Origin of the sequence: Amycolatopsis sp. cmx-4-54 (assembly GCF_046548895.1) — a bacterium.
Classification (GTDB): Bacteria; Actinomycetota; Actinomycetes; order Mycobacteriales; family Pseudonocardiaceae; genus Amycolatopsis.
Genome location: NZ_JAEBEJ010000001.1, coordinates 397364 through 422858 on the forward strand (window position 1 = coordinate 397364; position 25495 = coordinate 422858).

Annotated in this window: 29 protein-coding genes and 2 pseudogenes; 9 read left to right on the forward strand and 22 right to left on the reverse strand. The window is 66.5% G+C overall.

Translation table 11 applies throughout. The annotated features are described in order from the left end of the window. Positions 1–71 precede the first annotated feature (71 nt). From ACLJQ7_RS01940 to ACLJQ7_RS01990, 11 genes and pseudogenes are all read right to left on the reverse strand, one after another. Positions 72–1073 carry an ABC transporter substrate-binding protein gene (locus ACLJQ7_RS01940; RefSeq protein WP_410646363.1) on the reverse strand — a complete coding sequence of 334 codons (1002 nt, stop codon included), beginning with the start codon at positions 1071–1073 and terminating at the stop codon, positions 72–74. Positions 1074–1166: 93 nt separating this feature from the next. Continuing rightward, positions 1167–1805: a hypothetical protein gene (locus ACLJQ7_RS01945; RefSeq protein WP_410646364.1), complete on the reverse strand. Its 639-nt coding sequence runs from the start codon at positions 1803–1805 to the stop codon at positions 1167–1169. 60 nt (positions 1806–1865) lie between these two features. Beyond that, complete coding sequence (locus ACLJQ7_RS01950) at positions 1866–2783, reverse strand: SAM-dependent methyltransferase (protein WP_410646365.1); 918 nt, start codon at positions 2781–2783, stop codon at positions 1866–1868. Positions 2784–3010: 227 nt separating this feature from the next. Continuing rightward, positions 3011–3898 carry a phosphotransferase gene (locus ACLJQ7_RS01955; RefSeq protein ID WP_410646366.1) on the reverse strand — a complete coding sequence of 296 codons (888 nt, stop codon included), beginning with the start codon at positions 3896–3898 and terminating at the stop codon, positions 3011–3013. Positions 3899–3910: 12 nt separating this feature from the next. Next, on the reverse strand, positions 3911–4771 hold the full coding sequence (locus tag ACLJQ7_RS01960; RefSeq protein WP_410646367.1) for a hypothetical protein: 861 nt from the start codon (positions 4769–4771) through the stop codon (positions 3911–3913). Between the two features lie 71 nt (positions 4772–4842). After that, entirely contained in the window at positions 4843–5196 is a 354-nt protein-coding gene (locus ACLJQ7_RS01965; RefSeq protein ID WP_410646368.1) for a helix-turn-helix domain-containing protein, read from the reverse strand. A gap of 277 nt (positions 5197–5473) precedes the next feature. Further along, positions 5474–5986, reverse strand: coding sequence for a flavoprotein (locus tag ACLJQ7_RS01970; RefSeq protein WP_410646369.1), 513 nt, complete (start codon positions 5984–5986; stop codon positions 5474–5476). After that, on the reverse strand, positions 5979–7187 hold the full coding sequence (locus tag ACLJQ7_RS01975; RefSeq protein WP_410646370.1) for a helix-turn-helix transcriptional regulator: 1209 nt from the start codon (positions 7185–7187) through the stop codon (positions 5979–5981). Before ACLJQ7_RS01975 ends, ACLJQ7_RS01970 begins: the two co-directional genes overlap by 8 nt. A 280-nt stretch (positions 7188–7467) precedes the next feature. Further along, positions 7468–7986: an NUDIX domain-containing protein gene (locus ACLJQ7_RS01980; RefSeq protein ID WP_410646371.1), complete on the reverse strand. Its 519-nt coding sequence runs from the start codon at positions 7984–7986 to the stop codon at positions 7468–7470. Further along, positions 7974–9020, reverse strand: coding sequence for a hypothetical protein (locus tag ACLJQ7_RS01985; protein ID WP_410647017.1), 1047 nt, complete (start codon positions 9018–9020; stop codon positions 7974–7976). The genes ACLJQ7_RS01980 and ACLJQ7_RS01985 overlap by 13 nt, the downstream gene beginning before the upstream one ends. Positions 9021–9098: 78 nt before the next feature. Beyond that, positions 9099–9281 (reverse strand): annotated as a pseudogene (locus ACLJQ7_RS01990) (helix-turn-helix transcriptional regulator); the annotation flags it as partial. A gap of 916 nt (positions 9282–10197) precedes the next feature. Between ACLJQ7_RS01990 and ACLJQ7_RS01995 the strand changes: the two are divergent. The 6 genes from ACLJQ7_RS01995 (at position 10198) to ACLJQ7_RS02020 (ending at position 14848) form a co-directional block, all read left to right on the forward strand. After that, a complete protein-coding gene (locus ACLJQ7_RS01995; RefSeq protein ID WP_410646372.1) occupies positions 10198–11232 on the forward strand; it encodes a hypothetical protein in 1035 nt (344 codons plus the stop codon). Positions 11233–11271: 39 nt separating this feature from the next. Continuing rightward, positions 11272–11652 (forward strand): hypothetical protein, encoded by a 381-nt coding sequence (locus ACLJQ7_RS02000; RefSeq protein ID WP_410646373.1) that lies wholly within the window; start codon positions 11272–11274, stop codon positions 11650–11652. Beyond that, positions 11649–12560, forward strand: coding sequence for a hypothetical protein (locus tag ACLJQ7_RS02005; RefSeq protein ID WP_410646374.1), 912 nt, complete (start codon positions 11649–11651; stop codon positions 12558–12560). Before ACLJQ7_RS02000 ends, ACLJQ7_RS02005 begins: the two co-directional genes overlap by 4 nt. Beyond that, positions 12557–13180 carry a DUF3558 family protein gene (locus ACLJQ7_RS02010; protein ID WP_410646375.1) on the forward strand — a complete coding sequence of 208 codons (624 nt, stop codon included), beginning with the start codon at positions 12557–12559 and terminating at the stop codon, positions 13178–13180. Before ACLJQ7_RS02005 ends, ACLJQ7_RS02010 begins: the two co-directional genes overlap by 4 nt. Before the next feature lie 59 nt (positions 13181–13239). Further along, positions 13240–14040, forward strand: a complete 801-nt coding sequence (locus ACLJQ7_RS02015; protein ID WP_410646376.1) for a hypothetical protein — start codon at positions 13240–13242, stop codon at positions 14038–14040. 82 nt (positions 14041–14122) lie between these two features. Then, positions 14123–14848: a Scr1 family TA system antitoxin-like transcriptional regulator gene (locus ACLJQ7_RS02020; protein WP_410646377.1), complete on the forward strand. Its 726-nt coding sequence runs from the start codon at positions 14123–14125 to the stop codon at positions 14846–14848. Between the two features lie 126 nt (positions 14849–14974). Here the strand turns inward: ACLJQ7_RS02020 and ACLJQ7_RS02025 are convergent, their stop codons facing one another. The 6 genes from ACLJQ7_RS02025 to ACLJQ7_RS02050 form a co-directional block, all read right to left on the reverse strand. Beyond that, complete coding sequence (locus tag ACLJQ7_RS02025; protein ID WP_410646378.1) at positions 14975–15424, reverse strand: SUKH-3 domain-containing protein; 450 nt, start codon at positions 15422–15424, stop codon at positions 14975–14977. A 245-nt stretch (positions 15425–15669) separates the two neighbouring features. Beyond that, positions 15670–15984, reverse strand: a complete 315-nt coding sequence (locus ACLJQ7_RS02030) for a hypothetical protein (protein WP_410646380.1) — start codon at positions 15982–15984, stop codon at positions 15670–15672. Between the two features lie 9 nt (positions 15985–15993). Beyond that, the gene (locus ACLJQ7_RS02035; RefSeq protein WP_410646381.1) at positions 15994–16386 is read right to left on the reverse strand and encodes a hypothetical protein; all 393 of its coding nucleotides are present in this window, start codon (positions 16384–16386) and stop codon (positions 15994–15996) included. Then, positions 16383–16886 carry a hypothetical protein gene (locus ACLJQ7_RS02040; RefSeq protein WP_410646382.1) on the reverse strand — a complete coding sequence of 168 codons (504 nt, stop codon included), beginning with the start codon at positions 16884–16886 and terminating at the stop codon, positions 16383–16385. Before ACLJQ7_RS02040 ends, ACLJQ7_RS02035 begins: the two co-directional genes overlap by 4 nt. Positions 16887–17010: 124 nt before the next feature. After that, complete coding sequence (locus ACLJQ7_RS02045) at positions 17011–17211, reverse strand: hypothetical protein (RefSeq protein ID WP_410646383.1); 201 nt, start codon at positions 17209–17211, stop codon at positions 17011–17013. Positions 17212–17425: 214 nt separating this feature from the next. Further along, the gene (locus ACLJQ7_RS02050; RefSeq protein WP_410646384.1) at positions 17426–17890 is read right to left on the reverse strand and encodes a hypothetical protein; all 465 of its coding nucleotides are present in this window, start codon (positions 17888–17890) and stop codon (positions 17426–17428) included. A gap of 277 nt (positions 17891–18167) precedes the next feature. On the opposite strand from ACLJQ7_RS02050, the gene ACLJQ7_RS02055 reads away from it, so the two are divergent. The 3 genes from ACLJQ7_RS02055 to ACLJQ7_RS02065 all read left to right on the forward strand — a co-directional run bounded on the left by ACLJQ7_RS02055 (position 18168) and on the right by ACLJQ7_RS02065 (position 21027). After that, the gene (locus tag ACLJQ7_RS02055) at positions 18168–19430 is read left to right on the forward strand and encodes a hypothetical protein (RefSeq protein ID WP_410646385.1); all 1263 of its coding nucleotides are present in this window, start codon (positions 18168–18170) and stop codon (positions 19428–19430) included. Then, positions 19423–20301: a phosphotransferase enzyme family protein gene (locus ACLJQ7_RS02060; protein ID WP_410646386.1), complete on the forward strand. Its 879-nt coding sequence runs from the start codon at positions 19423–19425 to the stop codon at positions 20299–20301. The genes ACLJQ7_RS02055 and ACLJQ7_RS02060 overlap by 8 nt, the downstream gene beginning before the upstream one ends. 99 nt (positions 20302–20400) lie before the next feature. Then, entirely contained in the window at positions 20401–21027 is a 627-nt protein-coding gene (locus tag ACLJQ7_RS02065; RefSeq protein WP_410646387.1) for a hypothetical protein, read from the forward strand. A gap of 116 nt (positions 21028–21143) precedes the next feature. Here the strand turns inward: ACLJQ7_RS02065 and ACLJQ7_RS02070 are convergent. The 5 genes and pseudogenes from ACLJQ7_RS02070 to ACLJQ7_RS02090 all read right to left on the reverse strand — a co-directional run. After that, positions 21144–21350 (reverse strand): annotated as a pseudogene (locus tag ACLJQ7_RS02070) (SUKH-3 domain-containing protein); the annotation flags it as partial. A gap of 126 nt (positions 21351–21476) precedes the next feature. Then, positions 21477–22085: an SMI1/KNR4 family protein gene (locus ACLJQ7_RS02075; protein ID WP_410646388.1), complete on the reverse strand. Its 609-nt coding sequence runs from the start codon at positions 22083–22085 to the stop codon at positions 21477–21479. 98 nt (positions 22086–22183) lie between these two features. Continuing rightward, positions 22184–22480, reverse strand: coding sequence for a hypothetical protein (locus ACLJQ7_RS02080; protein ID WP_410646389.1), 297 nt, complete (start codon positions 22478–22480; stop codon positions 22184–22186). A 101-nt stretch (positions 22481–22581) separates the two neighbouring features. Then, positions 22582–23529, reverse strand: coding sequence for a hypothetical protein (locus tag ACLJQ7_RS02085; protein ID WP_410646390.1), 948 nt, complete (start codon positions 23527–23529; stop codon positions 22582–22584). 643 nt (positions 23530–24172) lie between these two features. Continuing rightward, the gene (locus ACLJQ7_RS02090; protein WP_410646391.1) at positions 24173–25363 is read right to left on the reverse strand and encodes a hypothetical protein; all 1191 of its coding nucleotides are present in this window, start codon (positions 25361–25363) and stop codon (positions 24173–24175) included. Positions 25364–25495 lie beyond the last annotated feature (132 nt).

Genomic DNA, 25495 nt, shown 5'->3' on the forward strand with positions numbered 1-25495 from the left:
GGCTCGCAAGATCCGGAGTGGGGGACGCGCGTGCGGTGCGTGGCTCGATGGCTCGGCGTGGAAGGGCGTGGTTACGTACCGGGTGGCGGGGGAGGGATGATCAGTTCGGACATCTGGATCGGCCGGCGGAATTTCTTGCCGTAGCGCTGCATCAGGTCCGGGACGCGCTGTAACTCGGTCATGACCGGGTCGCTGCGGTATACCGGCAACTCCATCAGGGCGGCGGTGTCGGCGTCGATCCCTTTCAGATGCTTGACCGCGACGTCCTCCACCAGCTTCCGGGTCCCGGCTGCTGCCGCCGCGTCCCGCATGGCCCGCTGAAAGCCGGCGATCGCTGCCGGATTGCTGGCGGCGAACTTCTCGGTGGCGGCGTACAAGCCGATCGGGAAACCCTGCGCGGACCCGGTCGCCGGATCGGCGACCGGGTGCAGACCGTGTTGTTTCTCCGCCGCGGTCGCGAAAGGTTCCGGGAACAACGCGGCCTCGATATCGCCACCTACCACTGCGGCCGCCATGGCCCCGAATTCCAGGTTGGTCCAGGTCACCGAGTTCGGGTCGGCTCCGTGGTCGGCCATCAGCGACTTGGTCAGCGTGTCGCTCACGCCGCCTTCGGCGTTGCGGCCGAGCTTCTTCCCCGCCAGGTCCGGGACCGACTGCACCGGTCCGTACTGGCGCGCGAGAACCCTCATGGTCCGCTCACCTGCGACCGCGGCCTCGGCGACGATTTTTAGTGGGAGGCCGCTGTTGACGGCGTTGACGAAGGCGATGTCGCCCGCGTAGGCGATGTCGGCGTCGCCGCTTTCGAGCTTGGTGATCGCGTCCTGGCCGCTTTTGGCCGGGACCAGTGTGACCGCGATGCCTCGTTGAGTGAAGAGCCCGTGGTCGGCCGCGATATGCAGCGGTGCCACGTCCGCGAGCGGCACGGCGGCGACCTTGACCGGGATGTTCGGGCCGGGTGTGGGCTCCTCGCCGCGGAGGAGCCCACACCCGGCGGTGACGGTGAGGACAGCGGCGCCGAACACAGCGCGGATACCGGTGCGAACGCGCCTGTGGCGCGGGAAAGACGGTCTCATCGTGAAATCTCCGGGATCGAAAGGATCAATGCCGGACCGGACACGGCCAGGCAGGGGAGGGGAGAGGCGAGGAACGATGAACGCGGCGCCGTGTCAGCGGTTCAGGTGCCGTCGGGTCGGAGCCCGTTGGTGGCGCTCGCGATCGGGCAGCAACAGGCCACAGAGGGCGTCGGGACAGGCGCTGCGCGGCTGCAGACTCGGCGCGCGTAGCTGATCGCGATGCAGCCCGGCTTCGGCGAGAATCGTCCAGAGCGCCGCGGCACGGTCATTCGCTGTGTCCGGGTCCTGGTGCGCGGACGCGAGCATGCGATGCCACAAGAACGTGTACTCCGGGTCCGTCAGCACCCAGCCTCGGATACGAGACCTGCGTGCTGCGCGCTGTCGCTGCAACGCGGTCCAGGCCACCGTGTACGCCGGCCCCTGGAGTTCGGCGAGCATGTCGTCGACGGGCAGATCTCTCGACAGCGTCGCGCGGACCGCAAAGCCGCACGGCTCTGCCAGCCGAACGACCGCCGCACCATCGGCCACGACGAGCCGCTCACCACGGATCGTCAACGCACCCTCGAGGAAGAGCTCGGCGACCAGCGCGACCGCGACCGCGAATCTGTCCCGATGAGACTGCCGGGTAAACACGTGATCACGGCGATCTTCCCCCACAGCGGACAGCACCAGTGCAGGCAGAGACGTCGGGCCCTCGTAAGCCAAGATCGCCGTGGAATTCGGTGTGTCCAAGGTGTCCTTCCCTATGGGCGAGAGAGCCAGTCGAGTTCGCCCTCTCCGAAATGTGGGTGACTACGCCAACGGCCAGGGCCGCCCCTTGTGCGCGACGCCAGCGAGGTTGAAGCGATCGATGGCGACACGCTGACGGAACGGGCCGGGCGGATACCACTCCGGGCACGGAACGGGTACGCGGTCGTCCGTCAGCGCGTGAGGAACCACCAGCGGAAGGTCGCCGAACAGCGCCTCGATGTCCTTCTGCGGTAGGAAAGGTCGAGTCCCGAGACCTCGCGCTTCGAGATGGTTGCCCGCCCGGAGCACAGCCTCGGCGTCATCGGCGTCCTCAGGCGCGCACAGATGCGTCAGTGCCAGGAACGACCCATCCGGGAGCGTGTCGATCAGCCCGGCGGTGATGTCCTGAGCGGTCCGCCTCGTGTCGTGAGGAACGAAAGGCAAGGTCGCGCAATGCAGGAGCGCCAACGGCTCAGAGCGATAGAAAGAGAGGTGTGTTTCCGCATAGAGCCGGCGGAGTAAGTCGGGATCGTAGAAGTCGGCTTCGACGACGCGGACAACGGCATTGGCCGAGTTGGTGGCCGTGTCGTATGCGCCGAGTGCGTGACCGAAGATGACCGGTTCGGATTCAACGTAAACAACGACAGCATCGCTGTTCACCCGGTGAATACGCTCGTACAGTGGGTCCCCGTCTACCGCCCACTGATCCGCTCCACAGACGACAAACGTCTTGACCTGTGTCCGCCGGAGCAGCATCTCGCAGACCCGCACCTGAAACCGGCGGTCCTCCTCGAACAGGCGCCTCGCGGCGACGGTCCCGTTCGGCAATGCCTCGCGGACCGCGTTGGCTGTCTTCCGGTCCTCTTCGTAGTGGTCCTTGCCGTCAACCAGCGCGTCGATCAACCGCACACGGCTGTGCTGCTCGTGGGACGCCAGGTGCTCTGACGGCATCAACCGCGGTGTGGCGACATCGGAAGGCACGCGCATCAACCCCTCGAAATGTGATGAGGTGATCTTGGTGACTGCCTTTGTTTTGCGCCAGGAAATCCCGCCCGAAAAAACGCTGGAAATCCCTGGAAATCTCTAGAAATCCTCCTATTTGACCTGGGCGAATAACGTTAAGTAGCGGCAAAGATAGGCCATACGAGTGACCGGCTCGAAGTGCTCGTAAAATTGGTGCTATCGATGCCACGGGTAGTGCAGGTCGTTTACAACGCTGCCCATGTCCACGGCCGGGGGATGTCGCCTTGAAGGCATGCCAGACGGTGACGGCATTCCCGCATCGCGGCGGGGTTGTCAGCTGCTTTGCTGAGCGCGAAGGCCAGCCAGCGAAGTTCCTGTATGTCGGCGAAGACGCGGAAGTTATCGCTGATAGTCATGTCATGCCCGCCGTAGGAGTCGATGAACCCCTGATACGACTCTCGCGAGAGACGGTGGAAGTCGGTGAAGTCGACCGCGATTTGCACGAGATCCCAATCGCGATAGCCGTAGCTGACGGCCTCGAGGTCGAGTAGCACGGTGCGGCCGTCGCCGAGCAGGGCGACGTTGCCCTGCCAGGCGTCACCGTGGATGACACCGCGATCGCTCGGACTCGCCAGCGAGCTGTAGGCGTCGTTGAGGTGGTGCTCGTGTTCGATGAGCCAGGTGTGGTCGTCGCCGTTGAGCCAGGATGCTTGCTGGATACGGTCGCGGATGCCGGAGAACGGGTCGTGCTCGGGGAGGTGAAGATCCTGTGGTGGGTCAAGGTGGTGAAGCCGGCGCAGCATTGTGCCGAGGTCGCTCGGTGCGCCCGGGCGGTGCGAGGGAAGGAGCTTCCACCACGTGATCGGCCGATCATCCACGCGCACGTCCTGCGGCAGATCAGCGATCGCCCGAGTCGCGGGTAAGCCGGCTGTCTCAAGCCAGCGCGACACCGCGACCTCGCGGAGGGCAATTTCCCCACTGCCGGGCGCGCCGATGCGGGCGACGATCCCGCCGCGCAGGGAGTACATGACGTTGTTGCCGTCGCGGATCAGCTCGGCCTCGTCAGCGTCCAGGTGGACGATCTCAGCAGCTCGACGAAGGACCGGGCGAAGCCGGTCAAGGTGAGCGGTCACGTCACTATGATCTCAGGACGGCGTGGAAGATAGCGATGAGATGCCGGCGCGCAATTGCGCGACCTCGGGCACGCGAATATGGTCGGCTGCGGCTCGGTCGAGCTGCGTGAGCTCTTCCAGGATTCGTTTCGAGCTGAGCTTCTGCGCATCCGCCACGGCGACAGCGCCGATCGCGGCAGCTTCGACTGGATGTCCTGTCGCCATGAGAAGGCTCGCCAGCCGAATACGGGAAAACGTCCGCGACCTCGGGTATGCGTCGCCGTGCAGCCGGACAGCCGCCTCCAGCCGCCCGGCCGCGATCTCAGGCCGCTGGGTCCGTACTGCCTGAACCAGCAGCGCCTTGCCAGTGGAACCGAGATGCTCGGCTTCGTCGTAGTAGCAGAGCCACGGCGGATCCTCCTCCGGAGCACGAGCGGCGAAGCATTCATCGGCTCGGGCGACGTCGGCCGCGGACTCTTCACCACGCCCCACCAGGGCGAGCAACCTCGCGCGCACTGCCCACAGCATCGCTTGGCCGGTTCTCGAAAGCCGGTCCGACCGGACCTGCGCGTGCTCAATCGAGGTCAGTGCGTCGTCGTACTTGCCCAGGTAGCTCTGCTTGCGGGCCACCTCTGCCATGACGTTCGCCCGAAGTGGCCATGCCTTGCCCTCGTGGGCCGCCCACAAGCTGAACTGAAAGAAGCGGTCGGCCGCGGAGTGGTCTGCGATGTCGAAAGCCGTGTGGGCGACGACGGCGCTGAGATTTGCTACCGCCTCATGCATGCCGCGTTTGACCTCGTTCGTACCGCGGGCATTCAGCAGGCGCTGCGCCCAGCGCAGCTGGGCCACCGCGGCCTCGCATGTCGGGCCGCCGCCGAACTTGTTCTCGGACATCGCGACCATCCAGGTGATCGCACGGATCCGCTCCACATCGCTAGCCCCGACTTGACCGGGAACGGGTGGGCTTACCTCTGTACGGGCCAGAAACTCGGCCGGTGGAGCGTCCAAGGTCGGGAACATCGCGAGCGTGTCGAAATTATGGCATCATGGTCGACGACAGCAGGGGAAGCAGCGTTGGTCGTCGTCTCGTCCAGGAGCGCGAGGACTTGCTGGTGGGTGAGTTTGAGGATGCGGGCGAGTTGGAGCTCGTTGCGTCGGGTTGGCTTCGAGTACCCGCGTTCCCAGTTGCTCACCGTTTTCCCGGTGACCTCGAGTTCTGCCGCGAGACTGTCTTGGCTGTGCCCGATCGCATCGCGGGCCTGGGCCAGCCCGTCACGTCGAGTCACAACTGTCCTCCAGTAGGTCCGCAGTAGTCGCATTGTCGCAGGTCAGACGCCCTGGCTCAACTCCGCGCGGTCGGCCGCAGGCGTCGCTGCGGCCCGCTGTCTTGTGGTCGGCTAAGTCTATCCGAGTGATCCACTTACGGTCCGGGCAGAGCTGAGCCGGCACGCTCCCGCCGCGTGTGACCTATTCGAGGTGGCTAGCGCGCTACGGTGCGCAAGGCAGTGCGTACGGACTGTTGGACTCCGACTGTGTCGCCGAGCGCGGGTAGGTTATGGCCGACGGCGGCTACCAGGGAAGTCTCGCACTCGTTTGTCATCGCTCGAGGGGAAGTGCATTGATCAGGCGGTTCCATAAAAATGATTCATTCTTTTTGGTGGGGCGAACTAGTTCATTGGGGAGTACGTGCACGCCCCAATTGCTAAGCTTGGACAAGCTGCTGATAAACGCGGGATGTGCCGCTAGTGTGCTTTTTGCGTACGGCATGAGGTAAGTCGGCGTTTTGAAGCCAAATGCCTCGTTGAGAATTCCAAGGGCGTAGTTGTCTGAAATTCCTGAAACCCATTTATTGATAGTGTTAAACGTTGCGGGGCAAGCAAGGATCAATTCCGGTTCTGGGAGGGTTAGCGAAGCTTGCTGCTGCCCGTCGAGGCCAATCGGGAAACCTGTGCGTTCTTCGAGGTCTTCGATATCTACCCATGTTGCGGCCGTCGGGGTGGCAAAGACGCAGGCCCTCCAGCCGATGTCTTGAAATTGGGAAATTAGGGTGCCGAGATCACGGACAGGTGGTGCGGCGCTGCCGATCAGATAGAGCGTCCGTTCAGTCATGGACACCGGCCCGCATGGCTAGCGCACGAAGTCCGGGAGTGGCGTTCCGCCGTTCTCGATCGAGGAGGGTGCGTATAGTCTCGCGGGCGTTGGCGTTGTGCGACACGGCCTGCTTGGCGACCCGCTCCGCTTCAAGTAAGTGTAGGACAGCCAGACCGTCGTCTCCCGCCCCCATTGCCGCGCGCCCAAGGTCAAGATGGACTTGCGACCGACGTCCGACGAGAGCCCTGGGAAGCCGATCCGTATCTAAAACTGAACCGAGTTCGTAAGAACGTCGCACATCACCAAGCTGCACCGCGACAGACAGCTCGTGGATAGCTACATTGGTTGGCCCAAACCCAGTCCACAGCGCATTTCCCTCGCGGCCGAAAGATTCCGCCAGGTCGCGCGCCCGTAGTAAAAACTCGCGAGCGTTACCACTATCTCCGGTTCGTGCGGCCATAACTGACGCCAGGAGTAGAAGCGCGCCCTTTGCAGAAGTAGCCATCGGTTGATCGTGGCGCGTTGTTGTGGCGGCCAGGTCTTCGAGAGCTTCCCCGGTTAGATGCAACGCATCGTCTAGGTAGCCATTCAGCAAGAGCGCGCAAGCTATCTGGTAGCGGGAAATTCCAACAAGCGCGCGATTCTCAGATTCCATAGCCGCATGGTTTGCGCGATCAGCAGCGAGCCAGGCCAAGCTCCCGCAGCCAAGCTTCGTGGCCAGCTTCGCACCGGCGACATAGGCGCACGCCTTCTGTGCGGCCATCTGAGGTTCATCCGGCTGGTCGTTGAGCTGGACTATCACCTTCGGAAGCTGTTTCGCGGCCGCCTCGTAGTCCGCGTACTGATAGTGCCGATGCACTCGATTGACGGCCCGTGCAAGCTCGTCCAGACCGGAAGACTCTTCGACGGGGCCGCGCGCCCCGATGATCGATCGTCGTAAACCATCCAGCAGCGCGGCTTGGGACCGGCGCGGATCGATATCAAAAGTAACCGGGGCGGGATTGGCCGCCTCACGATCAGGCTCAATGAGGGCAATGACTTGCTGGTGGGTGAGTTTGAGGATGCGGGCGAGTTGGAGCTCGTTGCGTCGGGTTGGCTTCGAGTACCCGCGTTCCCAGTTGCTCACCGTTTTCCCGGTGACCTCGAGTTCTGCCGCGAGACTGTCTTGGCTGTGCCCGATCGCATCGCGGGCCTGGGCCAGCCCGTCACGTCGAGTCACAACTGTCCTCCAGTACGTCCGCAGTAATCGCATTGTTGCAGGTCAAGCCTACATACTCAAACTCGACATGATCGCTCAGCACGCAGACCTCGGCGTACATCGAGTACGACGCAGTGTTCGCCTGGCCTGTGAAGGGCGAACTACCACATTTTCACTTCAACATCGTATGCGCCTTCACTACAACCACAGCGAGGATCGGAAATCTGCGGGAATCCGAGGTGACCGGAGGGTCCGGGCGCACCGCCGCCACACGCCGTGCCTGTCCTTCGGCTGGGGCGACTCACCTGCGACCCCCTTGTGTCGAGTGCTCGCGGTAGTCGGTTTCACCGGTATCTCGCGCGTGGAGGGCGCGGGTGAGGAGCGCTGCAATGTCGGGGCGAAGCAGGCGATCGCAGTCGGTAGGGTCCGCGAAACGGAAGTCGCTGATTTCCTCGTCGACGGCGCGGAGCGTGGCGATGGCGTCGGGTGTGAGGATGCCGGCGTCGAAGACGAAGACGAGTTGGTCGTCCCAGGGGCCATGTGGTTCAACCCAGTCCAGGGTCAGGAGCCGTCCAGCGGTGATGGTCAACCCGAGTTCTTCCCGCAGCTCGCGTTCGGCGGCCTTCCGAGGTGGTTCGTTCTCTTCGGCCATGCCGCCTGGCAGGTCCCAGTCCTCCTTGTAGGTGGGTTTCACGATCAGCACTCGTCCGACTTGATCCCTGATCACGACGTCGACGGCGACCCGCTTACGCGCCTGCCTTCGGTTGCCTTCGGCCAGGTAAGCCCAGCGTGCGGGGTCATCATCGGCTAGACCGGCCATGCGGGCACCTCCACACGACGGTTCCCTAGAGTGTCCAGGAGGTCGAGGAATTCCTTGACATCAGGTGTGGCGGCGTGCGGCCGGAGTACCGCGCCCAGGCTATTCAGTCGGGTCCGTACTCGCGTGGAGGCAAGGGAGGGCGCAACCTTCGCCACGGAGTATCCAAGGTGCACCGCCTCGTCGAGACGTCCAGTCTGAACCAGAACGGTCGCAAGGGTGAGTTGCCCGAAGGCGCGGGATCGCACCCGATCGCCATCGCGCAGCGCGATCACTCGGAGTGCATGCCGCTCAGCGCCGGCGAGGTCGCCGAGTCGCCGCAGGCACAGGGCCGCTTCACTGGCAAGAGCACCGTCGTCGAAGTGGGCAATCCACTCGGCTGACCGTTCGTCTTCGGCCGTGCTGAGCGCGTGTTCAGCGTCGCTCAAAGCTCTCACACAGGTCTGAGCGTCACCGCGCGTTGCCAGTCCTCGTGCCCGCATCGCGTGCAGACGGGCGGTAAGCCGCCGAGCTCCCGAAGCCGCCCGTACCTGCGTGAGTCCTGCCTCAGCGATCCGGACGGCATCATGGGGTTGGTGCATCTGGCCAGCTAAATGGGACATGCTGGCGCACACGTTCGCGATCATCACGTCGTTGGATGCGGCGGTTGCCAGCCGATACGCGTAGTCGAAGTGGTCGCGTGCGGTCTCGTCGCGCCCGTCGTCATGGGCCATCCAGCCTGCGGCCTCAGTGACTGACGCCGCGGCGGTGAACAACGCTGCGCCATCTCCGACGGGGTCGAGAAGCAGGGGCCCGATCTCGGTGCTCAGGTAGTTCTGGACAAAGCGGTAGAGGTGGCCGCCGCCGGTCTGCCGGTCTGCGGTCTGGACGGCTCGGGACATGGCCCGGATACCAGCGATTGTCTGCGTCGAGCTCTGCCGGACAGATCGCGACACGACGGCCGGGGACAACGGCGGTTGTTGCGGGGCCAGAGCAGGCATCTGCGGTCCAGGCTGATCGTTGGAGCAGAAACCCAGCTCGACTTCGGTGGCACCCACCTCGGCCCTCCGCGACGCCACGGACTGGTTTGCCCCGGCAAGGGCGGTATCGCTCGCCCAGTCAACGAGTTCAGTAACTTGTTGCTGGGTGAGGTTGAGTATGCGGGCTAGCTGGAGTCGGTTGACCCGAGTGGGCCTGGAGTAGCCACGCTCCCAGTTGCTGACCGTCTTCTCGGTAACTCCCAGGAGGCACGCAAGGCTCTCCTGAGAATGCCCGGCCGCGCCACGTGCGTCAGCCAGCCCATCCCGTCGACCGGCCATCAGGCACCTCGCCTCTCACGCGTCCGTCAGCCGCCGCCCGCTGGTCGACGCCGCAGATTTCCAGTCATTTCCAGCAGATTACCGCCTAGATTTCCTGGTGCGTTTCGGACCTCCACGCGAAGATCACCATCGAGCAAGCTGTGAACCGCAGCTACCGAACCGCACGTGACCGGCAGGCCAGAATAGACGGCAGCTTCTGCTTGCTCGTGACCATCTCATGGAATCGATGGTGCTCGGCGATTGCGAGCGGTGTCTGACACGGAGGGTCTCATCGAGATCAGCAACGTCCTGACACGAGCACCGCCAACGGAAAAATATGTATCTGTCGACGCACGCGGCTCAACCATGCGATTGAGCTCACCGATCTTGAAAGTCGTGCACCTTCTGGACTCGGCGGCTCAGGTAGAGCACCGGATCCTCCTGCCCCTGTGCATGGGTGCTGCAGACCGCGCGGAGTACGTGTATCGAGGGCGACGAGCCGAGGCTGTCTATCACCCGACCTCGTCCGTTGTGGACTGTCGGGCCTGTCTGCGTGAAGTGGACCAGATCAGTACGACCTGGTTTCCGGCGGTTCCCGTCGGGAGCTCGATATCTGCGTGCCACGAGATCTGGTGGTCATCGATACATGATCGGTTGCTCGCAGCCCGCCGACGCACTTCGATCGCGTACTTGCTCAGGCGTGCCCAGCGTGCTGCGTGCGAAGACTTGCCGGCCGTGAACACACAGTCGTCGACGGTCACGAGGTTGATTAGCGCTGAGGGTGATGTGTTGTCGCACAGCGGAGATCTGCTCGCGTCCGGTCCGAAGAGAGAAGAGATCACGGCGCTGCTTCGCCGTGTGATGGCGGGCGTTTCAGCGCGCGTAGAGGGGAATTAGCTTGCGTGGGCCCGGAGTGCGGTCCGGTCATGTCCGGATCATGACCTACAACTTGATGAACTACGGCGACGACGCGGGGCAGGCCGAGCTGGTCCATGAGGTGATCGGTCAGGCGCGGGCGGCGGCGTCTGCGGCGGGTGATGCGCTGGTGGTCGCCGTACAGGAGTTGATCGCAGGAGAACCGCGCGCCGGGGCCCGAAGGTTGCGGTGGTGCCGTCGCTTGTGGCCAGGGCCGGGCTCGCGGAGTAAGGCGGGCCGCGCGGGATGGCGACTGCAGACGTTGGCCGAGGCGACTGGCTTGCGGTGTGAGTACGAGCGGAACAGGCCGGCCGTCGCAGTCGGCAGTCAGCGCTACCACCCGGGGCTGATGTGGTCGGATGAGCTGAGCCCGGCTGGCGGGTTCGCTGTGGTTTCCGGCCGGGCGCTCTGGCACGCGTACGTGCAGGTCGACCTTGATGTCGGCGCGCTGGAGCCGGTGGCGCACGCGTCTTTCCACGCGCGGCCGCACGGGCTCAATCAGCGCGCTGACGAGAGCGAGGTAGTGCTGAAGCGGGTGTACCGGCCGCCTCGCCGGCGAGCGACGCTGGTCGGGCTGGACAGGAACGGTATGGCGGCGGATCTGCCGGGCTGGCCACCGCGTGCATCGGAAACGGCGGTGTGGGCCGAGTACGACCACGACCCGTATCGCGTTCGGCACGGCGAACCGTGCCGGACGGTGGACTGGCATCCCGAGTTCGTATTTCAGTGCCGGACCTGGATCAACGCCGACGGGACGCGGGGCTGGGAGGCGGACCGGACGGCGGGACGTGTCCTGTGTGATGGGGGCTTGGTCGACACGGCCGCGGCGCTCAATGAGCCGTGGGCGGCGACCGTCGGGCATTGGCCCGGTGATCAGGCGTGCGGGCCGCGTCGGCTCGACAGCGTGATCGTCACCCCTGAGGTCGTGCCCGCGCTGATGTCGTGCGAGGTCATCGCGAGCGCGCTGGCGAAGGACGCGTCGGATCATCTCCCGGTCGTCGCGCGGTATGCGCCGGCGGCGATTGCCGTGTCCGTCCGCGAGCGTGCTGGTGGGTAGCGCTCGCGTGTTCGGACACGGTGCCGGGGGAGCGGCGTGATGCCGGGCATCGAGGCGATAGCGACGCGGATGCCGTGGCAGCGCAGCAGCTTGAGTGGCCGGTCCGCGTGGTGGCCGACGATCGGCGAGTTCGTCATCGAGGCACACGGCGACGACGTCCCGGACGCCGACTGGTCTGGGCCGGGGGAGGGCAGTGGGGCGTTCGTGCGGTGGATACCGCGCTATGAGCGGTCTCCGGATCGGCTGTGGGCGGTCCTGGAGTGGCGAGCACACGGGATGCCCGTGATCGATATCGCGGTCCTGATCGGTGTGCCGGAGGCACGCGTGCGGTCGTGGTTGACCCGGAACGCACGTGAGGCACGGAAAGAACGATTGGCGGCCGCGCTGAGACCGCGGTCGACGAGGGGAGATGCGACATGACGGGCACCGAGCTACGGCTACGGACCGCGACAGCGAACGTGAAACGCGGCGGATTCAACCGCCGGACGAGGTTTCACGATCACGACAAACTGGCGGCGACCTTGTGTTCGCTGAAGGAAGCGCCGCACGCGCTGTTTTTGTCGGAGTGCACCCATTACGCCGACACATCCCACGATCCGGATCCGCTCGAGGAGGTCCTCAGCATGCTCGGCTCGTTGTGGACGACCAGGGGTCCTGATGGCCGGAAGTTCGGCGAAGTCCCCTACCGTGCCTGGATTTCCAAGGTGCCGGGATCGGTGAACGTCCCCGGCCTGTTCGTCGACCCCCGCACCATCCAACCGGGCACTCCTTATCGGCTCGCCGGCAGGCGGACCCAGCTGGCCAACACCCTCACCGCCACCATCAACGGCCACCCGTTCCGGTTGAAGTGCGTGCACTGGAACGGATCCCGCGGCCCGAGCGGCCTGACCGAGCAGGCGGATCAGGACGGTCAGGTCGCGTCGGAGAACGCGCTCTACGCCGGTGACTTCAACACGACCAGCTCCGCTCAAGGCGAGACGGTCTATGAGAACTGGGGGGAGCTCTGCGACCGGGTGGGCCGTCCGTGGATGCGCAGCCAGAAAGGCATCCGGCGTCCGGACGGGACGTGGGGCACGCACACCGGGATGGACCGGTTCCTGGAGCATGGGTGGTGGGACGCGGGCCAGGTCGCCGGTGTCTTCACCCCGACCACGACGGACCAGGAGACCGCGTTGCGGATCGATCGCATCGTGCTGTCGAAGCGGTCACCGGCCCGTTTCGATCCCGACACGTACACCGTGCACGGCCATCCGCTCCTCGGCAAAGGCGCGGCACCGAACGATCACCTGATGGTCAGCGCGGATGTCATCGTCGAGGCGGCGGCATGACCAGGCTGGCCGGGTCGACGGCTGGGCCGCGCGTGGTGCTGCTGATCGCGGCTGTCGTGGCCGGATGCAGCCCAGCTCCGGTGAGCCCGCCGCCGTCACCGACGACAACCCGGACGATCGGGCTGACGACCCGGGTGCCGCCGTACGCGGGGGCGCCCGCGGTGCGTGACCCGCTGCCGTCCACCGTGCTGTCCGGTCATCCGTGTGCGACCGCCCTTACCCCGGTCCAGGTCAAGCAGATCCTGGGGATGGAGGCCGCCGGCAAGCCCGACCGGAACGAACCTGCTGGGCCGACCTGTCTGTGGGAGGACCCGGTGACCGCGCGGATGGTCAGAGTGGGCTTCGCGACGACCCATCGGCAGGGCCTCAGTGCGATCTATCCGGCCCCGAGCCCAGACGAGGGCCGGGTGTGGCGGGAGTTGATGGTGGGCGGATTCCCGGCGGTGGCGACGGCTGAGGATCTGGAGTGGTCCTGCACGGTCATGGTCGGCCTGGCCGACGATGCCGCGGTCGGGGTCGCGCTGATCGGCCGCGTCGGGGACACCCGCGATGTGTGCGCGGCGGCCGGGCAGGCCGCCGAGCTGGTCGTCGCGACCTTGAGGAAGCAGGTAGGACGGTGACAACGCCGATGCCATCAGAAGCCACGGGGCGCGACCGGACTGGCCGGCCGCCGTCGGTGATGACCGACCATCCCGGGTGGCGGCTGGATGACCAGGGGCGCTTGCGGCGGCTGCTGCGTTCGTCGGACGCGGTGTGGCTGGTCATCGCTACCCCGTCCCGGGACGGCGGCCATCAGATCGACCTCGAACTCGTCGACGGGCCACCCGGTACCGACCCACCGGTCGACGTCGTCGGCCCGGCCGCGCTCGCCGACACCGAGACAGGTCTGCGCGCGGTGTTGCTCGAGGCAGGGCCCGTGGCTCGGGTCCGGTCCGGTGATCTGTGGGACGCGCTGGTCGGCGCGATCCTGCGGTGCACCACACCGGCCGAACGCGCCCGCGCTGTCTATCGGGACACCGCGGCGGGATTCGGGACGAGCTATGACACACCACTGGGCCGGGCGAGTCTTTTTCCCTCACCCCAACTGGCTCTCGAGTTGTCGGCGGACGTGTTCGAGGTGTACGGGGTCAGCCATGTCCGCGATCACCTGCGCACCGCGGCGTGGGTCGCCCGCGAGCTGGAGTCCCGGTGGCGGACCGTGCCGTCGGATCAGCTCGCCACGGTGCTCGCGGCGGTGCCGCGGCTCGGAACGCTGATCGCCGGTGCGGCGGTCGCGGACCTCAGCGGCGACTTCCGCTGCCTCGCGCCCGGTGACGTCCTGGTACGCCGCCGAGTCCGTGCGTTGGATCCGGCGGCGTCCTGGCCCGACGATCCGCAGGCGTTCAGCACACGGTGGCAGGAGATGACCGGGGTCGAACGATCGGCCTGGACCGTGCTTGTCCTCGCCGCCGACGCTCGTCACATCGTGCAGGTGCCGTGATTCCACCTCCTCGTATGAGCCCACCGGCGAGACGAGCCGTGAGCGCCAGAATCCGCCCGAGAATGGACATGACGTGACCACGATGGACACATTCGACCGCATTCGTGCTGACGCGGTCGCGTTATGCCGGGCTGAAGAAACAGCGGTGTCGATCCGCTCCTACGGCGGGTTGGAGTTCCCCGATCTGTTGATGGACGGCGCCTACGCCGAGCAGATGTGGTCGATGCGGACAGCGTTCCAGCCGTTGCCCGCGATCGCGCGTGCGGTCCTGCAACCGCGGCGCATGGCCGTGCTGCGCCGTGATCCTCCGGCCGAGGCGTCCTTTGTGGTCAACGAGAGCGCCCTGACGGCGCTGGAGTACGGGCGAGGCGAACCTCGTGTCGTGGCCGCTCAACTGCGCTGGCTGGCAGACCGCATCGACGAGCGGGCCTGCACCGTGCGGGTTCTGCACTTCGGAGCCCGGCTGGCGCTGACGCCGGACCCCGCATTCGGGCCAGTCCTAGGGGGCACGCCGGGACCCGCGTTCACGATCGTGACCGACGCCGAGGGCCGGGAGACGGTGTTCGCGGACGCGCCGACTCCCAGCCGGATCCAGATCGTCCGCGACGAGATACCTGATGTCCGCGGAGTCGGCTACTACACGCGGCGGTTCGCCGAGCTGAGCGACGCCAGTCTCGACCGCAACGGCAGCCGGGAGCGGATCCGCGACGTGATCCGACGACGTGAGGAACTGGCCGCCTTGGCCCCATCGGATGGCGACAATTCGACCGGCGCCGTAGGTACCGGCGGCACGAGACGGTCCCGGTGACGTGGTTGCTCACAGCCGTGACGAGCGCGTACCGGGCTCGGGCCGGCCAGCGGTCTCCTCCCGGGCAAAACCCGTGCAGGAGTGGGTATCCACCCAGCGCCTCCAGCATGCGATAGCCCGGCACGGTCATGAAGGTTCTGGAATCACCTCAGGTGCGACACCGAGAATCAGGTTCTCCAGGGTGGCATCACCGGTACCGAAGCTCGCTACCCAGGTTTCCACGAGGACGATCTCAGCGTGCTCCGAGATTCCCAGGAAGTAGCGACCGCGATCGAATTCGCCGATCGGGAAGAGGTTCATGCCGAGATGGGTGCCCCAGTCGGCGAACCTGTCCGTCTCCGACTCGACGTCACCAGGGTTGAACTCGAAGGGCTCTCGGGCTCGCGAGACGCCGCCGCCACTGAGGTTCACCCGCAAGCCGCCGAACTCGGTAAGGAATCGTTCAGCGGCCTCATGCATGTGCACCAGTCCGTCAGCTTCCAGCGTGCGCCGCCAGGCAGTGGTATCAACACGCCTCCCTGGCGTCCAGCCAGAAGGCCGGAGCAGGTGTTCGACCTCTGCCGAGAACCTGGTCATTCGCCCGCCCCCACATCACACCCCGATCGGAACGTTCACCCTATCCCGTAGGCGGACTTTCTACGGCGAGGTAGGTCTCTCACCGTCGAGAGTAACGCCGACGACCGTATTAAGAGCAGAACGTCAACGGCAACCGTGCGCTCGTTCAGGCCTCGTTCGACTGTGCGCCATTGGACACAGGCTGGAGGAAACCGAGGCATCCTTAATAGCCGTCGAGGTGCTCCGCCTGTCCGGTTGTGTCCGGCTCAGCTGGTGGGGCGCAGTGCGTGTCGGCCGGTGGCTTCACCGATGGTGCTCAGGTCGGTGAGCAGGACATTGAGCTTGAGCGGGAGCTGACACCGGGTCCGGCGCCGCCACCGCGGGCGAGGACATGCTTCGCAGTCGCCGTTGGTGTCGATCTGATGCTGATCCAGCAAGGCCCGCAGCGCGCCGGTCAGCAGCAGCACTGCCTGCGCAAGTTGTTGCGGGGACGCGGTATCGTCGTGGTGCGCGGTGCGGTCGTAGCTGTCGAGACGCGTCATCACCTCGTCGGTGAACGTCTGCGCGAGGACGTATGTCACGGCTTCTCCTTATGTGGAAGACGATGTCGTCGCCGACCGCGGGCGCGACGGCATCACCGGTTGCGTGTCCACGGTGGTGGAGCGTTGCGCGGGAATGACCGGCTCGCAGGTGTCCGGGTCGGCTGCTATGAGGACCAGAGGTCTGAATCTCGTCGCGGCGGTGGGGGCGCATTCTCCGATCCGGTCGGGTTCCCGGCGGCCTGGTGGCTGGTGGGGAAGCTCGGTGACCGTGGCAGCGGTCATGGTGCGCCGCCGGGCCCCGAAGGCGACGGGAAAGGTCGTCTGGGAGAGCCGGGAGTACTGGTAGGGCATGACTTTGCCGGTGATGGTGTGCCCGTCGATGACGGCCGTGACGAGCGTGCCGATCCACGGCAGTGCCGGAACCGCTCCGAGCGGGCTCACGAGGGCGGGCCGGGTTCTGGATTGGTCGGGGGCACGTGTTTGGGGCCTTTCGTGGGCAGCTGGCGAAGCTTCGCGAGCACGCGTTCCATCACGGCGAGGTCAGGGCTCGGCAGTGGCCGGTGCACCGGTCGTGCGGCGGCGAACGGGACCACGGGCCGCGCCAGCCGCAAGGGCAGCGGACGGTAGGGGAGCAGATCGGCGGCGAGCACGGCGACGGCGGGCAACCGGTGCCGGGGCACCGTGGGTGCCAGCATCACCGCGCGCTCCCGCTCGAGATCCAGAGATCCGGCCAACGGCAGGTAGGCGGTGGGCGGGTCAGCGCGGCGGGCGCGGGCGGCGACGGTGGTTTCGCTTTTCCCGCAAGCACAGCGGCAGACGCACTGTCGTCGGGTCAGGCGCACGGTCCAGGCCGTGACGTCGCACTCCGGCTCGGTGTCCGCCAGCCCCCAGGTGTGGTGGTCGCGGGCGCAGTCGCCGCAGCGGACGGGATCCGGGTGCACGGCGCTGTGGCCTAGCGGCCGGGCAGGAGAAGGCGCGGGACGTCCAGGGTGAGGACAGCGCGGTGGGCCAGACGGTCCGCGGCCAGTTGCGTGAGCCGCGCGGCCCGGGACGGTCGTGTCGTGATCATCGGGGATCGTCCTGGCTAGATGCGGCGCGGCGGGCCTCGGCGATCTGTGACTGCCACATGACGAACCCGTGGTCGCATTGGTAGCCGGCCTGGTTCCAGGCCCAGGTGTCGCAGCAGTGGCCTCCGACGGCGAAGGACACACCACGCTTGACGACGAGCACGGCGGTGGTGGGTGGGACTGCGGTTGGGTGTGTCACGGGGATCAGCTCCTCGAAGGGCCATGAACGTGGCATGGGGGTGGGTGCTCCGCGCCGGGGCGGGAAGGCGCCGGACGGTGGCGGCCGCCTGCGCTGCCGGCGTCGGGGGCCGCCCGGGCAGCGAGCTGGTCACGGCGCGCACGGCGCGGAGCACCTGGTCGTGGTGACATTCGAGTTCGAGAGGGTCGCTGGCCTGCCGCGGGCGAGCCGGGTCTCACCCCGTGCTCTCCGGCGAGGCGCAGAGGGAGGGCCGCGCGGCGGCTGGTGCGGCCGGTGCTTCCTCGGATGTGAGGGGGAGGGTTTCCAGGACGCGGTCGACGGCGCTTCGCGAGCCGAGGGAGCTGTCGCGCAGATGACGCCACCGCACTCCTCGAACATCCGGGGCCCGCATGCGCAGATCCGTGCGGTGGGCGACCCTGGCCATCACCAGTGTTCCGGCCTGCGCCACGCCGTGCGCTGTCTGGCTGGTGGCCCCGAGCCGGCGTACCGGGGTTCGGGGGAAACCCCAATCCGACAGAAGCCACGTGGCGGCGTGCTCGAGCGAACCCTCCGGCACGTGGGCGACCGAGGGCAATTGCCATTCCGTTTCCTGGAATGGCGGTGTCAGGGTGCATTGCAGGACGTCGTCCTGGTGAATAATAGCCACCAGGAGGCAGGTGTTTGCGCTGTCGGAGGTCACGCTGTTCCTCGCGTTGTCGTCTCTTCCCGGATCCAGCGCCGAAAATTGACCGGAATCCGTTGGTGCCGGCGGGACAGCCAGTGTGTTCCTGGGGTCTCGGCCGTGTTCTGAGCGTGCCTCGCTCCCGCCTGCCGCGGAACCCCGTGGCGTTGCAGGCACTTGCAGCACACTGCAATGGGGGTTGCAGCCCTATTGCAGTTCACGATGCCGGGCGGCACAGTGGAGCGGAATAGGGAGGGCGTGGACAATGAATTTCCGGTGGACGGCGCAATCGGCGATGGCTCTCAAAGCGGCGCTGAACCTGAACCTGGCTACGTTTGCCGAGCATCTCGGGCTGAGCCCGAGCACCGTCAACCACTGGAGCGCTCCCGGATCGTCGGTCACACCGGGCAGGGAAGCACAAGAGTTGCTGACCGTGGCCCTGAACCAGGCCACCGGCGAGGCGAAGAACCGGTTCTGGGTCACCGTGGCCACCGAAACCGGCGTCCCGGCCGGTGCCCCTGAGCGGCTCGATCTTGGCGGGCAGATCCGGGACGGCGCGAAGCTGTCGATGACGATGGCCGACGAGGCAGCCCAGCTGGCCTCCAGCGACGAACAGCTGAGCTACCTACGCGACGAGCTGTGCAGGATCGCCGTCGCCTATGTCCACACGCCACTGTCCACCGTGGTCGACGACCTCCGCGACGCGCAGAAAACCCTGGCGGCCATCACCCAGACCGCGCACCGCCCACGCAGCGCACACGAAGCGACCGTCCTGTCCGGAGTGCTGTGCCTGCTGCTCGCGCACGCCAGCCAGAACGCGGGAGACCAGAAAGCGGCCCTGCAGCAGCTGCGGTCGGCGAGCACCTTCGCGACCGTCGCGGACAGTGACGCGCTGCGGGCCTGGACGCTGGGTTCCGCGGCACTGATGCTCGAGTGGTCCTCGCGACCCGGGGAAGCCGCCGCACGGGCACGCGAAGGCCTCCAGTACCCGGTCAGCGCGCAATCGCACCAACGGCTGCTGGCGATCGTCGCCAGGTCAGCCGCACGAGCCAGGGACACCCCGGCCGCGCGCGACGCGCTGGTCCGCCTCGGCGACCTCGACCCGGCACCCGCCGCCCGGGACGACGTCGTCGACTTCGGCGGGCTGCTCAGCTTCCCAGCGACGAAGCTGACCTACTACCAGGGCGGGGCGCTGACGCTGCTCGGCGACTACGAGCGGGCCGAACTCCACTCGGTGACCGCGATCAACGGCTACGAAACCGGCCCCTTGGAGGAGCGCTCCTACGGCGACGAAGCGCTCGCCCGGCTGGACGTGACCCGCGCCCGGCTCGGCCAGGGCGACGTCACCGGCGCTCTCGCCGCCGCCGAGCCCGTCCTCACCCTGGACACCCAGCTCCGGATCCGGCAGATCGACACCGCCATAGGAGGCCTGCGCGCGGAAGCACACACCCTCGCCGGACGTCGTCACGGTGACGCCGCCGAGCTCACCGACCGCCTCACCGCCTACCTGACCGCGGCCCGGCAGGCGCCACGAGCACTACCATCGCTTCGTGCCTGATCTCCCGGACACCGCCGCCCTCGTCCAAGCCTGTCGCGAAGCGGGCCTCGACCCCGGTGACGCGGTCCTCCTGCGGCGGCACGCCACCACCGTCTACCGCATTCCCGCCCACGGCCAGGGCCTGATCGCCAAGATCGCCCCGCACACCGCCTGGGCCAGCGCGGAGCGCGCCATCCACCTCACCCGCTGGCTCCGCGCCCACGACTTCCCGTGCACCGAACCAGCCGAGATCAGCCAGCCGATCGACGCCGGCGACTTCGTCGTCACCTTCTGGAAGCACTACGACCAAACCCAGCGGGGCCTGCCCGGCGCCCAGCACCTCGGAGCGCTGCTCCGACGGCTGCACGCCCTGCCATCACCGCCCATCGATCTCCCCGCGGCCGCGCCGCTGCGGCACTTCGCCGACCTCGTGACCTCCTCGGCAATCTTGTCCGACGACGACAAAACGTGGCTGGTGGCCGAACGCCACCGTCTGCTCACCGAGTACGCCGAACTCGACTTCCCCCTCGGCACCGGAATGCTGCACGGCGACGCCTACCCCGGAAACACCCTCTGGGACGGTGACACCGCCCTGCTCGGCGACTGGGACGAACCCGCCTTCGGCCCCCGCGAACTCGACCTCGCACCCACCCTGCAAGGCGGAATCCGATTCGGACGCAGCACCACCGAACTCGACGCCTTCACCACCGCCTACGGCCACGACCCCCGCGACTGGCCCGGCCTCGCCACGCTCACCGGCCTCCGGGACCTGCACACCCTCGGTTCTTTCATCCGCCGCGCCCAGCACGGCGACACCGAGGCTGTGAGCGAACTCGACATCCGGATCGCGTCCCTGCGCCGACGAGACAACTCCTCCTGGCGCGCCGCATGACCCGACGGCAACGATGAACGCCCTCCACGTCAGCGTCGCCCAAACCCGCCTTTCCACGACAGCGACGACAAAGTCTTCACCACCCGGGACGCCGTCATCGTGCTCGACGGTGCCAGCGCTCACGCCCCGGTCCCAGTCAGCCCCTCCATTTACGCCGACACCCTCGGCAGGCACTTGCACCACCACGTCGACCGCGACGCCGACATGGACCTGGCCGAGGCGCTCGCTGACGCGATCACCGCGACCACCGCCCAGCTGAGCCTGACCGCGGGTAGGTCCCCGTCCAGCACGGTGACCATCCTGCGCCGCCGCGACGAGCACGTCGACGTGCTCATGCTCGGCGACAACCTGGTGGTGTTGCCCGGCCGGACGATCACCGATCCCCGCCTCGATCACCTCCACGTTCCCGAACGCCGCCAGTACAAGCAGCGCCTCGCCGACGGTACGGGATTCGACGACACCCACCGCGGACTGCTGGTCACACTCCAGCAGCAGCAAGCGGCACGCCGCAACCAGCCCGGCGGTTACTGGATCGCGGAAACCAACCCGGCCGCGGCCTACCAGGCCATCCGCGCCACCACCCCCGTCGACCAGATTCCGTGGGCGATCGTGGCGACCGACGGCGCCTACACGCCCATGCAGCACTTGGGCATCACCGACTGGCCTACCATCAGCGCGATGACGGCGGCAGATCTGCACGACATCCTGACCCGCTGCCATACCTGAGAAGACGACGTCGATCCCGTCGCGCGGGCGCTGCCGCGTGCGAAACGCCACGACGACAAAACCCTTGCCGCAGTGCGCATCTAGCCACGGCGGCACTACGTCATACCCCGACTCCGTCATGGTGATTCCGCAATGACCTGTGGTGCGACACCAAAACTGAGGGTTCCCAGGGCGCTATCACCGATTCCGAAGCTCGCCGCCCAGAGTTCAACGAGGACACTCTCACCTGACTCTGCGATTCCCAGGAAGTAGCGGCCGTGACCGAGTTCGCCGATCGGGAAGAGGTTACTGCCGAGATGGGCACCCCAGGCGCCGAATCTGTCCGTCTCTGACTCGACGTCTCCAGGGGTTCAGCTCGAGGGGCACTCGCGTTCGCGAGATGCCACCCTCGCTGCGGTTGACCCGCAGGCCGCCACACTTGGCGAGAAATCGTTCAGTGGCTGGGGGGATTACGTCCAGGTGAATGCTCCGTCGTCGCGGATGGCCGGCGCTCCTGGGCCTGTCTGGGACTCGGCGGCGGCGCGGTGGCGATCGAGGCGCTCGGCGGTGTCGGTCAGCATCGCGGCGATGCTGGCCCAGGGGGTGCGGTGGGCGCCTGCTTGTGCCATCCAGTCCATCACGCAGCCGTGGTGGTTGCCGGGGCGCAGGTCGAGGGCGAGGATGGCGCGGTCGACACCGCGGCAGATCGGGATCAGCGCGGTGCAGTATCCGAAGGTGGCGTCGCCGGCGGAGCGCAGGTGGTGTCCGCCGGTGCGGCAGCAGTCCTCGTCGGGATAGCGGCTCAGGCTGGCCCATTCCTCCCGGACACGTGCCACCGGTAGTGGCATGCGTACCTCGGGGAAGGTGAAAGCGGTGCGGTAGTCGCGCTGGTCGTCGACACCGTCCATCAGGTTCCACCACTGCAGCAGGTCGTCGGGAAGTGCCTGCCCTACCGCTTTCTGGGTCGCGCGGATGTCCTCGGCGGGTGCCGGGGGCCGGAGTGTGGCGGCGGTGACTGGCGCATGGATGTTCAGCCAGGTTGTGATCCGTTCCCAGGCCGAGTCGATGCCGCCGTTCACGTCCGCACGCTCCCTTGCGATCGTCGATGGGTGTGGTGGCCCGCCGGGAGGCGATCGTCCCGGTGGGCCACCACGTTTGTCGTCAATCCCGGTACTGGCTAGGGATTGATCGGGATGAAGAACCGTTCCTGATCGTTCGGGTCAAGCTCCGGGTCCTTGCCCAGATCCAGGATGCGGTCGTTCTCGTACCAGCCGAGCAGCCGCCGGCCAGCCTCTTGGTTCTGCTCCCGGTTGACCCACCGTACCGTGTAGTCCAGCGCGTACTGGGGGCCTTCGTACTCGTGCCGTGCGGAGCCCTCATAGCTGGACGCGTAGGCGTACTCGTCACAGTCGAACGGCCCACCGGTCGGTGGCCGCGGCGGCATCTGCACGGTCGCGCAGAAGTTCGTCGACACGGGTGCGGTTGCGAGCGGCGCGGGTTCTCGAGGCGTCACTACGGCCGCTGGCCAGCCGGTGCAGCGTGTCCCCAGGAGCCGCAGACCCGCCGAGGAGCCGTTTACCCTGCTTCGGTGGCACGGTCGCATCCGGATTGGCGCGGGCCTCCTCGACGTGGACAGCGTGCCCGGCCACCGCCTGGTCGCTCTTGGAATAGGACATGCCCGGCACAGCGCGGTCGAAGATACTGCCCTGCTTGTCCCCGCAGGTAGAACGCGCTGTCGAACCGCAGCCCACCCTCGGGGCTGACCGACGTCAGGTCGATGTCGCGTTTCGGGGTGAACTCGTACTCGAACTTGAACACACCCTGAGCCAGCTGCTCACCGAACTCCGCGCCCGACTGGAACCCATCGGAGAGCAGGTCGAAGTGGGAGTTCGGGTCGACGCGCCATTCCGGGATGGTCGCCTTGCGGGTAGAGAACTTGCCCGGGTAGCACGCGCGATCGTTGGGTATCCCGAAATCGACCCTGTACTCGCCCACGCATTTGATGGTCGCCTGCATCGTGGCGTTGGGCTGGGAGAACGCACCCTGGGTGTAGAGGATGGTGGTGACCAGCCGGAAGTCGGCGAACCGTTGCGTGGCGTTCTCAGGGTGAGCCCCGATCTTGCCGTAGCCGACCACGACACTTGTCGCGCCGATCGCGCCGATGACCTGGCAACCCCTGATCCCGCACTTGAGGTCCACCGCCCAGACCAGATCGATCTGACAGTAGGAGAACCGGTTCTTGATCCACCCCGCATCCTGGCCCGCGGTACCGACCTCGGCCAGGCAGTCCGCGTGGGTCATGTACTGATACGGATCCTCCGGTTTACGTCCGGCAGGAAACCGGGCACTGTCCACCGCATACGGCGGATCGGCCGCCGCGATCCGCGGCTTCCGCTGCGGCGGCGCTTGACCGGCCGCGGCACTCGGCTGGATGCCGAGCGCGTCCAGATTGCCGTCACGCTTCAGCGTCTTCCGTACGATGTCCGGATTCCGCACCAGCGCCGGATCGCGGATGACGTACATTTCCGATCGATATGTCACGGCCTCGTCTGCCTGTGCGGGCACCGAACCCAACAACAGCGCAACGACGGATGCTAACAATAAAAAGGCATGTCTGAGACGTATCACAATCGTTGATCCTCCCCAGGTGTCACCAGTCAGCAGTCGCGTATGGGCTGCCGGGACTCAAGACTGTCGAACCGTACGTCTGTTCGACGACCGCCGATCGAGTGACACTAGTTCCAGGCATTTCGAAAGGCAGGAGATGTAGACATCGAGTGCGAACAACCTGGGGTCCACGGGAAGAATCCCTGGTACGAAATCCGATTCAAAGGGGTTTCCCAGCTGGAAAATCCTGACACGGCGATGCTGCGTGAGCGACGACGATTTGCTACAAGGAACCTTGAGCGGGCAAGGAAGTCCGCGGTGTGCGCCTGGTGATCGGACGCATTCCGCAAAGACTTTGAACAGCTATCGCGAATTCGTGTCGGCGAAATTGCCGGGCGACCTCCACACGTCACGGAGGTATTCGTAGTCGTGGCCTACTTTCACACCCGCTCTCAGGAAGTCCGCGAGCGACGATCAGCGGCGGCCGCCACGACTCTCCGTCTGCCATTCCTAGCCCCGCTGACCGACAGCTTGATCGAGGTGGACGCCGCAGTGCGGATCAGCTTGTAGGTGCCTCGGGATCGGTGGATGCACTGTTGTGAGGAGCGGCGCTGATCTGACCGGTATGCGGGTGGTCGTGGAGGGCCGGTGCCGCTGGTGTGGTCTCGATGGCTTGTCGGTCCTGGGCGGTGATGTTGAGTGCGCGAAGGATGTCGTGTGGGGAGGTGAGCAGGTGTGGCTGATGGTCGAGAGTGAGTTGCTGGGCCGCGGTGAGCTGGTGCACGGCGACCACGTTGTCGACCTTCACGATCAGCAGTGCGCCGACCCTGAGCACCGCGTCGGGAGTGGGCTGCAAAGCGGTCAGGACCGGCCCCAGGTTCTGCATCATGGTGGAGGTGATGGTCGCGTCCTGGCTCAGGACCAGGCGGGCGTCGAGCGCGTGTGCGGCGGAGATCGCCGCGTCCCGCGCCGCCGGTGAGCTGATGACCTTGGCCCACAGGCGCCGAAACCACGATCCTAGGACGGGTTCGTCCTTGTCGACGATCTCGGCACCGGCCAGAGCAAGCAGTTTCGTGACGGCCGTCTCGACCTGTTCGTGGACACGTTCGTTCGCGAGGTAGATCGTCACCGGCAGGTCGGTGCGGGAGGCGGCTTCGGCCGGAGCGGCTTGCCGGGGCACTCTGATCCAGCCTCGGGATTGGTGCTCCTTCCCGCGGACGGCGACGGGACGGAACCCGGCGGGGTCGACGGCCTTGCGGTGCAACACGGCGTCGTACAGCCACTCGGAGATCACCAGGATCGGCGCATTCGAGACGCTGGACCGTGTGACGCCTTCCAGGCGCGGAGCATCCAGTAACCGGAACGCCTCGAAGACCACCGCGCCGTGCGCGCCGTCCTCATCGATGGCAACCTGCCCGCCGTGTAAGGCGATTGTCAGGTCGATGCGCTGCTCGGATGGGTGCACGGCGTTGCGTCGGGTCAGGGCGGCTGTGAGGGCTTCGGGTACCACGTTGACGAGAACGCCAGGTGGTGTCCCGGCGGGAAAAACGATGAGAGCCCCGTCCCCTCTGTCTTCGATGTAACTGTTCGCCCAGGACAGGCCAGCGGCGTCGAATGCCTGCCTCAGGACGTCGTAGAGGCCCTGGCGGAGGGAAAGCCGATCCCTGCTGCTCCGGTGGGGCGCGGCGAAGCGCTCAAGATCGGTGACGAGGACAAGGCGGTTCTCGGCCTCGGGTCGGCTGGTATGCATAGCGGCCTTCCTGATGGTGCGTCTCGGGCACGTTGGCGCGTCGTCGCCCCGGACATCGTCGCTCCGTCGTCAGCCATCCTGCGACAGGCCCTGGTGCGCTGCCTAGGCCCCGATCCGCCGGTTCGCCCAACT